The sequence below is a fragment of the Nitrospirota bacterium genome (assembly GCA_016214385.1).
GTDB lineage: Bacteria > Nitrospirota > Thermodesulfovibrionia > UBA6902 > JACROP01 > JACROP01.
This window is the reverse complement of sequence record JACROP010000125.1, coordinates 1-9,198: the sequence shown is the minus strand read 5'-3', so window position 1 is coordinate 9,198 and position 9,198 is coordinate 1. Positions and strand designations below refer to the sequence as shown.

12 protein-coding genes are annotated in these 9,198 nt (G+C 42.7%); 8 read left to right on the top strand and 4 right to left on the bottom strand.

Annotation, left to right across the window (positions count from 1 at the left end):
• Together HZC12_08065 and HZC12_08060 are read left to right on the top strand one after the other, a co-directional pair.
• A partial coding sequence (locus tag HZC12_08065; protein ID MBI5026658.1) for an FAD-dependent oxidoreductase occupies window positions 1–1,930 on the top strand: 1,930 nt, incomplete at its 5' end.
• Between the two features lie 2 nt (window positions 1,931–1,932).
• Window positions 1,933–3,327: a phosphomannomutase/phosphoglucomutase gene (locus HZC12_08060; GenBank protein ID MBI5026657.1), complete on the top strand. Its 1,395-nt coding sequence runs from the start codon at window positions 1,933–1,935 to the stop codon at window positions 3,325–3,327.
• Between the two features lie 4 nt (window positions 3,328–3,331).
• Here the strand turns inward: HZC12_08060 and bioA are convergent, their stop codons facing one another.
• Window positions 3,332–4,753 carry an adenosylmethionine--8-amino-7-oxononanoate transaminase gene (bioA, locus tag HZC12_08055; GenBank protein MBI5026656.1) on the bottom strand — a complete coding sequence of 474 codons (1,422 nt, stop codon included), beginning with the start codon at window positions 4,751–4,753 and terminating at the stop codon, window positions 3,332–3,334.
• Window positions 4,754–5,106: 353 nt separating this feature from the next.
• On the opposite strand from bioA, the gene HZC12_08050 reads away from it, so the two are divergent.
• Both HZC12_08050 and HZC12_08045 read left to right on the top strand, forming a co-directional pair.
• Window positions 5,107–5,373, top strand: coding sequence for a hypothetical protein (locus HZC12_08050; GenBank protein MBI5026655.1), 267 nt, complete (start codon window positions 5,107–5,109; stop codon window positions 5,371–5,373).
• Complete coding sequence (locus tag HZC12_08045) at window positions 5,330–5,752, top strand: PIN domain nuclease (protein MBI5026654.1); 423 nt, start codon at window positions 5,330–5,332, stop codon at window positions 5,750–5,752. Before HZC12_08050 ends, HZC12_08045 begins: the two co-directional genes overlap by 44 nt.
• Window positions 5,753–5,820: 68 nt before the next feature.
• Here the strand turns inward: HZC12_08045 and HZC12_08040 are convergent, their stop codons facing one another.
• The 3 genes from HZC12_08040 to HZC12_08030 all read right to left on the bottom strand — a co-directional run bounded on the left by HZC12_08040 (window position 5,821) and on the right by HZC12_08030 (window position 7,148).
• The gene (locus HZC12_08040) at window positions 5,821–6,237 is read right to left on the bottom strand and encodes a PIN domain-containing protein (protein ID MBI5026653.1); all 417 of its coding nucleotides are present in this window, start codon (window positions 6,235–6,237) and stop codon (window positions 5,821–5,823) included.
• A complete protein-coding gene (locus tag HZC12_08035) occupies window positions 6,230–6,427 on the bottom strand; it encodes a hypothetical protein (GenBank protein MBI5026652.1) in 198 nt (65 codons plus the stop codon). Before HZC12_08035 ends, HZC12_08040 begins: the two co-directional genes overlap by 8 nt.
• 172 nt (window positions 6,428–6,599) lie before the next feature.
• Window positions 6,600–7,148, bottom strand: a complete 549-nt coding sequence (locus HZC12_08030) for a hypothetical protein (GenBank protein MBI5026651.1) — start codon at window positions 7,146–7,148, stop codon at window positions 6,600–6,602.
• A gap of 149 nt (window positions 7,149–7,297) precedes the next feature.
• On the opposite strand from HZC12_08030, the gene HZC12_08025 reads away from it, so the two are divergent.
• From HZC12_08025 to HZC12_08010, 4 genes are all read left to right on the top strand, one after another.
• Entirely contained in the window at window positions 7,298–7,561 is a 264-nt protein-coding gene (locus HZC12_08025) for a UPF0175 family protein (GenBank protein ID MBI5026650.1), read from the top strand.
• A 346-nt stretch (window positions 7,562–7,907) separates the two neighbouring features.
• A complete protein-coding gene (locus HZC12_08020; protein ID MBI5026649.1) occupies window positions 7,908–8,213 on the top strand; it encodes a nucleotidyltransferase family protein in 306 nt (101 codons plus the stop codon).
• Complete coding sequence (locus tag HZC12_08015) at window positions 8,203–8,529, top strand: DUF86 domain-containing protein (GenBank protein ID MBI5026648.1); 327 nt, start codon at window positions 8,203–8,205, stop codon at window positions 8,527–8,529. Before HZC12_08020 ends, HZC12_08015 begins: the two co-directional genes overlap by 11 nt.
• Before the next feature lie 242 nt (window positions 8,530–8,771).
• On the top strand, window positions 8,772–9,198 hold a 427-nt coding region (locus HZC12_08010; GenBank protein MBI5026647.1), incomplete at its 3' end, for an ORF6N domain-containing protein.

The following is a 9,198-nucleotide window of genomic DNA, read 5'->3' as shown; positions in this document are numbered from 1 at the left end:
TCCGAGGTTCGACCCACCACAATCATGGTATTTCAGGGATGTAGGTGATTCCTTTGCTGAATTCAAGGCAGGCGGCATTGCTGTTGTCTGCGGAGTAAATCCGAGAAATCCCCGGAATACCCTCGGGTACAGGCCATGTGTAGGAATGGTCGGAGGCACCATATATTTCCGCGGCCCTATTCAGGGATATAGCGGAAGGGATGTAAAGCTTCTTGACCTCGCACCTCAGGACTGGCAGTGGCTTAAGACCAATATGAAGCCATTCCTTGAAGCAATTGACAGGATGTCCTACTACGATGAACTTACTACTTCCCCTGATGTATGGAAAAAGCTCATGGCCTACACACCTGAAGAAAAGAGGGCCAGAAGATGGTTCAAGATGTCAACGACTGACTTCCGTAAAAACGTCTGGGAGACAGAGGTTGGTAAAGGCGGGATATTCGCAGAGTATTTAGCCCATGAGCAGACATTACTGCCTTATATTACAACAGGTGCTGACAGGCGTAATAAGCCTGTGTGGGCTAATGAGAAGTATGCACCGCCATGTGAATATACATGTCCCACACATATCCCATCACACAAAAGGGCAACACTTATCAGGCAGGGCAAATTACACGAGGCCCTGGAACTTGTGCTTCAATACAGCCCGCTTCCTGCCACAGTATGCGGGCAGATATGTCCTAATCTCTGTATGCAGAGCTGCACGAGGGGACAGCTTGATAAGCCATTGAATATAGACAAGCTTGGAAGCCTTGCCCTTGAACTGCCAGCGCCAAAGAGGGAAAAGCCAACAGGCCACACAATAGCAGTAATCGGAGGCGGCCCTGCAGGACTCTCTGCTGCATGGCAGCTTGCATTAAAAGGACATACAGTTGATCTTTATGAGGCCGAGGATAAACTCGGTGGAAAGATTGAACTCTGCATACCGAGGGAAAGACTGCCACACGAGATCCTGGATAAGGAGTTATCCAGATTTGCAGAAATAGGTGTAAATGTCAATCTTAAGGTTATGGTTGACCAGAAGAAATTCGAGGAGATATACAAAAGCCATGAGGTAGTTGTTGTTGCCTGTGGCGCTCATAAACCTCAAACCCTGACATTTCCAGGCTCTGAGCATGGGGTGCCTGCAATAGAGTTTTTAAAAGGCATCAACATAGGCGACCTGCCAGACCTTAAGAAAAAGAAGGTTGTTGTCATTGGCGCTGGAAATGTGGGTATGGATGTGGCTTCTCAGGCATACAATTGCGGCGCAGAGTCTGTGGTTGCCGTTGACATACAGAAGCCTGCTGCCTTTGGAAAAGAGCTGGAGATGGCAAAGCAGAGGGGCACCCAGATCCTCTGGCCAAAGTTTACCGAGAGGTATGATAAGAAACAAAAGAAGATATATTTCACTGATGGAACATCTCTGGATGCTGACCTTGTGGTTATCTCAATCGGCGAAGTGCCGATACTCGATTTCCTTCCACCAGGCATACACACAGAAAAGGGCTGGATTGTGGTGAATGACATTGGCCAGACATCTGATGCAAAGGTCTTTGCCATAGGTGATGCAACAATGCCTGGACTTGTCACTAATGCCATTGGACAGGGCAGGGTTGCAGCAGAGGTGATACATTCGCAGATGATGCATTATGACCGCATGCCTGAGGTCAAGCAGGTTATACCTTATGAGCGAATCCGAACAGAGTATTATGATATCTGCCGGGGGGATAGCTTTACACCTGAGAAAGAGGCAGAACGCTGTATGTCATGTGCAACATGCCGTGATTGCCGCATGTGCGAGGCCGTGTGTTACTGGGGTGCAATAAGCAGGCAGGAAAAAGAAGGTGGTTCATACGAATATGCAATTGATGATGAGAAATGCATAGGATGTGGCTTCTGTGCAGGCATCTGCCCATGCGGTATATGGGAAATGGTGGAAAACATCTAATGATAAATCCTGCTATTTTCAGGCAATATGATATAAGAGGTGTCTGGGGCAAGGACCTGACAGAAGAGGTTGCGGAACTCATAGGAAAGGGATTTGCCTCCTGTCTCCTGAATAAAATATCCAAAGACAGGGCAAAGGTAAGCGTTGGGATGGATGCGAGGCTACATTCAGGAGTAATAAAAAAATGTCTTATCAATGGTTTGAATAATTCTGGCCTTGACGTTGTTGACCTCGGCATATGCCCGACCCCTCTGCAGTATTATTCCCTTTTCAAACTCCCTGTTGATGGCGGTGTGATGATTACAGGCAGCCACAACCCGCCTGAGTTTAATGGCTTTAAATTGAGTATCGGCAGGGAGACCCTTTTCGGAGATAGTATTAAGGCTGTTGGAAGGACGATAGATGCTAAGGACTTTAAGAGCGGAAAGGGAACGGTTGAAGAATATCCGATAATTGATGACTATGTTGATTTTTTGAAAGATAAGTTTCAAAGCCTTGCTGGGATTAAGGTAGTTATTGATGCTGGCAATGGCACAGCCGGTCTTGTGGCGCCAAGGATTTTAAAGCCCCTCGGTGCCGAGGTCTTTGAGCTTTACTGCGAGCCTGATGGCACATTCCCGAATCACCACCCTGACCCTGTGGTAGAAAAGAACCTCGTAGACCTGATAAAGAAAGTAAAAGAGACAAAGGCACATGCAGGTATCGGCTATGACGGAGATGCAGACAGGATAGGAGTAGTGGATGAGGATGGCGGAGTTGTCTGGGGGGATAGGTTAATGATTATATTTGCCAGGGATATATTAAAGAGTCGGGAGTCGGGAGTCGGGAGTCGGGAGTCAGAAAAACCGACTTTTGTTGGAGAGGTTAAATGCTCCCAGGTTATGTATGATGAGATTAATAGATTGGGCGGCAGGGCAATAATGTGGAAGACAGGCCATTCCCTTATTAAAAGCAAGATGAAGGAAGAGCACGCCCTCCTATCAGGCGAGATGAGCGGCCACATATTCTTTGCAGATAGATATTTTGGCTACGATGATGCAATATACGCAGGCCTGAGGCTCCTTGAGATTATTAAAAAATCAGGTGAGCCTTACAGCATGAAGGCCCTTTTAAGTGATATTCCTGCCACTGTTTCGACCCCTGAGATAAGACTCGACTGCCCTGATGAAGTAAAGTTCAAGATTGTGGATAAGGCAAAAGAGGCGTTCAAGGAGTTTCCATCTATTGATATAGATGGCATCAGGATAATGTTTGATTCTGGTTGGGCGCTGATAAGGGCTTCAAACACGCAGCCTGCACTGGTCTTGAGGTTTGAGGCAAAGGATGAGAAAAGACTTTCAGAGATAAGGGGCTTTGTAGAGGGACGGCTGAGAAAGATAATGAAGGGCATAGACTGAAGTTTTAGTTTTTGGTTGGACGCTCTGTTACTTCTCTAATCGCCTCTGCGGTTATCTGGGTGAGCCTTTTTAATTCCTGATGGGATATGCTGAGTGGAGGCATTAAGACTACCACATTGCCGAGCGGCCTTAAGAGCAGGCCTTCCTCTCTTGCCTTGTAACAGACTTTCCATCCCATTTTTTCTTCCCACGGGTATGGCTTTTTTGTTTTTTTGTCTTTTACGAGTTCTATCCCAACCATGAAGCCCTTCTGCCTTACCTCTCCAACATGCGAAAACTCAGCAATTTCCATTAATCCCTCTTCGAGCAGTCGGATCTTGCCTTTGAGGGACTTGATAGTTTTTTCTTTTTCAAATATCTCAAGATTGGCCAGGGCTGCTGCACAGCACAGCGGATTCCCTGTATATGTGTGGCCGTGGAAAAATGTCTTTTCCCGACTATTCGGGACTCCTAAAAATGCATTATAAATCTCCTCTGTTGTGAGGGTTGCTGCGAGGGGCAGATACCCGCCTGTTATCCCTTTTGCAAGGCACATAATGTCGGGGCTGACTTTTTCATGCTCGCATGCAAACATCTTTCCTGTGCGGCCAAAACCTGTAGCAACCTCATCGGCAATCATCAGGACATTATATTTATTGCACAACTCCCGCACCCCTTTTAAATAGTTAGGTGGTGATACGATCATTCCAGCAGCCCCCTGAACAATGGGCTCGATTATTAATGCGGCAATCTCGTTTTTATGTTTTCTCATTAATCTCTCCATTGCATCGAGGCATGCAAGTCCACAGGACGGATAGCTTAGCTTCAACTCACAGCGAAAGCAATAAGGAGAGGGTGATTTGAAGGAATCAAACAGCATGGGAGAGAAGATATTGTGAAATATATCTATGCCTCCGACGCTCACTGCTCCGATTGTGTCGCCATGATAGGCATTATTAAGGGATAGGAATTTCTTTTTGTGGTTATTGCCCTTATGCTGCCAGTATTGAAAGGCTATTTTCAGGGCTATCTCTACAGCAGTTGAGCCATTGTCTGAATAAAAGACCTTATTGAGTGACGAGTGACCCTTCGACAGGCTCAGGGCAGGCTCAGTGACGAGTGATGAGTGTACAAGATTTATAAGCCTCTCAGCGAGCTCAATAGCAGGAGGATGAGTTAATCCAAGTAGGGTGGAATGAGCAACTCTGTCGAGCTGTTCTTTAATGGCCATGTTGATTTCTTCTTTCATGTGGCCGTGAACCGTAACCCAGATTGATGATACACCGTCTAAATACCACTTCCCGTAAATGTCTTTCAGAAAAGAGCCTCTGCCTTCAGTAATAATTATCGGCGTCTCCATCATCCACTCCTTCATCTGGGTAAAAGGGTGCCACAAATACTTCCTGTCAATTTTCTCAATATGATTTTTTTTATTGCGGATACCCATGGCTGGGATTATAGGTAAAAGCTATTCTGATTGTCAACCAATGCCTTCATGGTGTTTACATATGGGCAATGAGGGGGCCTCCGTTTCTCTTTAAACTTTAGAATCCCTTTATCCCTTTTGCTTCAAAGTTTCTGCCAGCCTTCTGCCCTTCCACGCTTCCGAACTTTTGCGCTGTTGTTATCAAAATAACACCCTCTCCTTTTACTTTCCTCTCCTCTCCGAGGGAGAGGATATAAGGTGAGGGGGAATTATCTTATGGCGGATTTTTTGGGGGCGGAGGGGGAGGATAATTGATGTGGTCACAATTGTTGACATATTAAGATGAGGCTGTTATACTGATTTCAAGAGGAACCATGAAAGTAGCAACAGTAAGGGAATTCAGGGATAAGGCAACAAGTTATTTTAAAGAGGAAGAACCTATTCTTGTTACGCGGCACGGCAAGGTGACAGGTCTTTACCTTCCTATCGAGCACCCGGAAAGCTTTCCCATAGAACTCAGAAAAGAACTGGTCATCCGCTTTGGTGAGGCTATAAGCCGTTCACTGGCGAAAAAGGGAATAACCGAGGGAAAACTACTTGCAGATTTCGAATCTTTTAAAAAAGCTCGCCGCAGACGCTAATGTAATCCTCTCTGCTGTTGCGGGAAAAGCTGCACTTCGCATATTCCTCAAAGAAAACTTAGAACTCGTAACAACAGAATACAATATCGAAGAAGTAAAAGAATATCTATCCGTTATTTCCGAAAAGTATGGTCTGGGCATGGAAATACTCGAGTCACAGTTAAAGTTGCTTCCGCTGAAGGTCTACCCAGGAAATTTCTACGAAGACTTTATTAACAAGGCAAAAAACAAGTTGTCCGGAAAAGATGAAGATGATATAGAACTGCTTGCACTCGCAATGAAATTAAAAGTTCCTGTTTGGAGCAATGATAATGATTTTAAGCATTCCGGTGTTGAAGTTTTTACTACTGCAAGGCTATTGAAAATTTTAAAGGCATAAGCTTCCGCGCTTCCTCGCCTCCGGCCTCCACTCTCATAGTGGTTGGCGGATTTTGGGGCGGATGTGTTTTAAACAAAAGAAACTTCAAAATCAAAGATGTCTTTTATTGCCTTAAAATCTTTCTTGTTTTGTGTATGCACTACAGCGCCCATGCTTCTGGCAGATGCAGCGAGAAGGCAATCACTTGTTATAGATGCAGATTTCTTGATCTCATATCCTTTGATACTCTGAAGACGGGCAATAATTTCACCTGCCTTTTCAAAATCTCTTATAGAAGGCGTAAGAATCCTGTTTACCCGCCTGAAAAAATTAGAGAGTTCATTATAGGCATGAATCGCTTCTCTTGTGTGAGCGCCGGCTCTGATTTCCATCAGCACAATGGAAGATATATAAACCAATCCTTCGGATAAGAAAATCTCTTTGTGCAGATCAGGATTTGAAAATCTGTCGATGAAAATATTGGTATCTATCAGCTTTTTAAGCATAGACCTTTTTTATTTTTACGCCTTTAAACTTCTGAAAAATACTCTCAAGCTCAATCTTGCCTGATGCCATATCCAATGCCTTCCTGACAGCTTCTGCATTATCTTTTACAGCGAAGATTTTTTTTACCCTCTCAATATCGCTTTTTTTGACCTCAAGGCTTTCAATCCGAACTGTATTTGCTTTAGACATGATGTTTTCACCTCCTGAAACCGAATGTTATCTTTAGTATATCAAAATACCGCAATAAATGAGATTATTTTATACCGTATCGCCCCTTCCCCTTAAACTCCAGAATGCCTTTGTCCCCCAATATCTGCAGCCGGTCGGTGCGGCTCTTCGCAAGACCCGCTTCGAGCGGATTTTAGGGGCGGAGGGGATAGTAGAAAATACGGGAAGTGTCCCTGCTTAGTTCCCTCTGCTTAGTTCCCTCTTCAAACGGAATAGTTTTCACTTTGCCCTCTTTGATATCTTTAGTCTGCTTTTTCAAGACACAAAGACCTTTTCTGATTTTATTCTGGGTAAAGCCCATAAATGTTATTTCCCAGAGGCAGTGAGCTGCGATTTCTTCTTTTGGCATTTTTTTAAAAACCTGCTTATCTACTTCGCACCCAAGCCACTCAGACCACGGCATATACTCTATGGCATATGACTGTTTTATGCCTTTTTCTGTGCATACACCGCTGACAGAAAAATAGGCTTTCCTGCCTCTGCCGAGTTTACTTATATCAATAACCATTCCTTCTTTGCTATATCGGGGCCTCGTAAGCCTCAGAGTTTGAAAAACATATTTATATCCTTTGATATTCTTTTTCTGGTCAGGATAAAGTCTCAGCAAGGCTTCCTTAACATTTTTAAAAACGCATGCCCCTATTATATTTTTGAATAATACTTGTTTGATTTTTCTTTTCATTGTGGAATTATAGCATTTTTCAAGACTATGATTAGAAAGTTTTATGACACATTTTCACTTTTGCACTGTCTTGAAGCTGCTGGCGGGTTTTGTGGGCGGATGTTAAGAAATATGTTGTTAAACCAAGATATTTCATATAAAATAAAAACATGAAAACAGTAACCATACCGTATCCCGAGGGACTTCCTCAGACATTAAAGTTATCAGATTCTGAATTTACAAAAGAAGTAAGATTTCTTGCAGCCGCAAAGCTTTATGAACTGGGGAAAATATCCTCAGGAAAAGCAGCAAAAATGGCCGGTTTGGACAGGGTGTCTTTTCTTAAGAAGCTCGGCCGTTATAAGATGCCGGCAATAAATATACAGGCAGAAGAGATAGAAAAAGAAATAAAAGCAGTAAAATCTCTTAGATGAAGATTGTCGTCAATACCGGCCCGCTTGTATTCCTTTCAAAAATAGACAGAAAAAAGTTTTAAGAACGAAGTAGAAAAACTGCGGAAAGCCGGTTTTTATGCAACCATTGCCCTTATTGAGAAATTATTATACGAAGTAGAAGAAGATTAGGTTCACTATTCCCAATTTAAAGCCGTAATTCGCTTTTCCTTAAATTCCAAAATACCTTTGTTTCTTAAGAATCTGTCTGATGCAGACTGGCGGATTTTGGGGCGGGGGGTTGTTTTCAGGATAACACCTTTGAAGCAATAGAAAAAAATGAATCTTCAGTCATAGTTTTGGTATAATTGTTCAGAGGTTAACGGTTATGAAGACTGTCCAAACAAAAAACGATGTTTCAAATATTCTATCCTCTCACAGGGAAGAGATAGAAAGGTTTGGCGTAAAACGGATTGGCCTTTTCGGTTCGTTCGTTAAAGGAAAACAAAAAAAAGGAAGCGATGTTGATTTGCTTGTTGAGTTTATCCGCGGAAAGAAAAATTTCAAAAATTTCATTTATCTCGCCTTTTTTCTTGAAGACCTGCTTCATCGTAAAGTTGAGCTTATAACACATGAAAGCATGAGTCCATATCTGAAACCATATATTCTTAAAGAAATCAAATATGTCCTATAAGGAATATCTCAAACATATTCTTGATGAAGCTGACTATATAGTCAAAAAATCAAAGGGACTCGATAAAAACAATTTTATAAAAGATGAAACACTGAAAAGGGCATTTGTCCGCAGTATAGAGATAATAGGAGAAGCCGTTAAAAGACTGCCGGAAGATTTCAGAAAAAAATATAGCGATACCGATTGGAAGGCAATGGCAGGCACCAGAGATAAGTTGATTCATGACTATTTTGGCATTGATTACGATATTGTCTGGGATATTGTTATTAATGAAATTCCAGAACTTAGAAAACAGATTAAAAATATTTTGAAGTAGAATTATCCAACCCCGTACTGCCCCCTTCCCTTAAATTCCCATATCCCTTTGTCATCCTTGATTATTTTTACTGCTGCGTGTTTGCTATTCTGCGCTCCTGCGCTTTGGAACTGTTTGAAGCTGGCGGGTTTTTGGGGCGGATGAGTTTGTCTATCTGAAAGGGTGAAACTGATACTCATTCGTGTTATAATTGGTAGGATCTCCGGTCTGGAGTTCAAAAATCTTTTTTAAAAAAAGACAATATGAATGAAATAATACCGGCTAATATAATTCAACGAAAAATTTATCTGATACGGGGACAGAAGGTCATGCTGGATAAAGACCTTGCAGTTCTTTATGGTGTGAAACCAATCAGATTAAGAGAACAAGTTAAACGGAATATAAGGCGTTTCCCTGAAGATTTTATGTTTCAGCTAAATGAAAATGAGATTGAGATTATGGTATCGCAAAATGCGATACCTTCACGTAAATATCTTGGAGGGTATCAGCCCTATGTTTTCACTGAACAGGGAGTTGCTATGCTTGCTACTGTCTTAAATAGCGACAGAGCCATACAGGCAAACATTGCAATTATGCGTGCCTTCGTCAAACTGCGTGAAATGTTGTCCACAAATAAAGAACTTGCTCACAAGTTTGCGCAGCTTGAAAGAAAGATAGAAAAACATGATG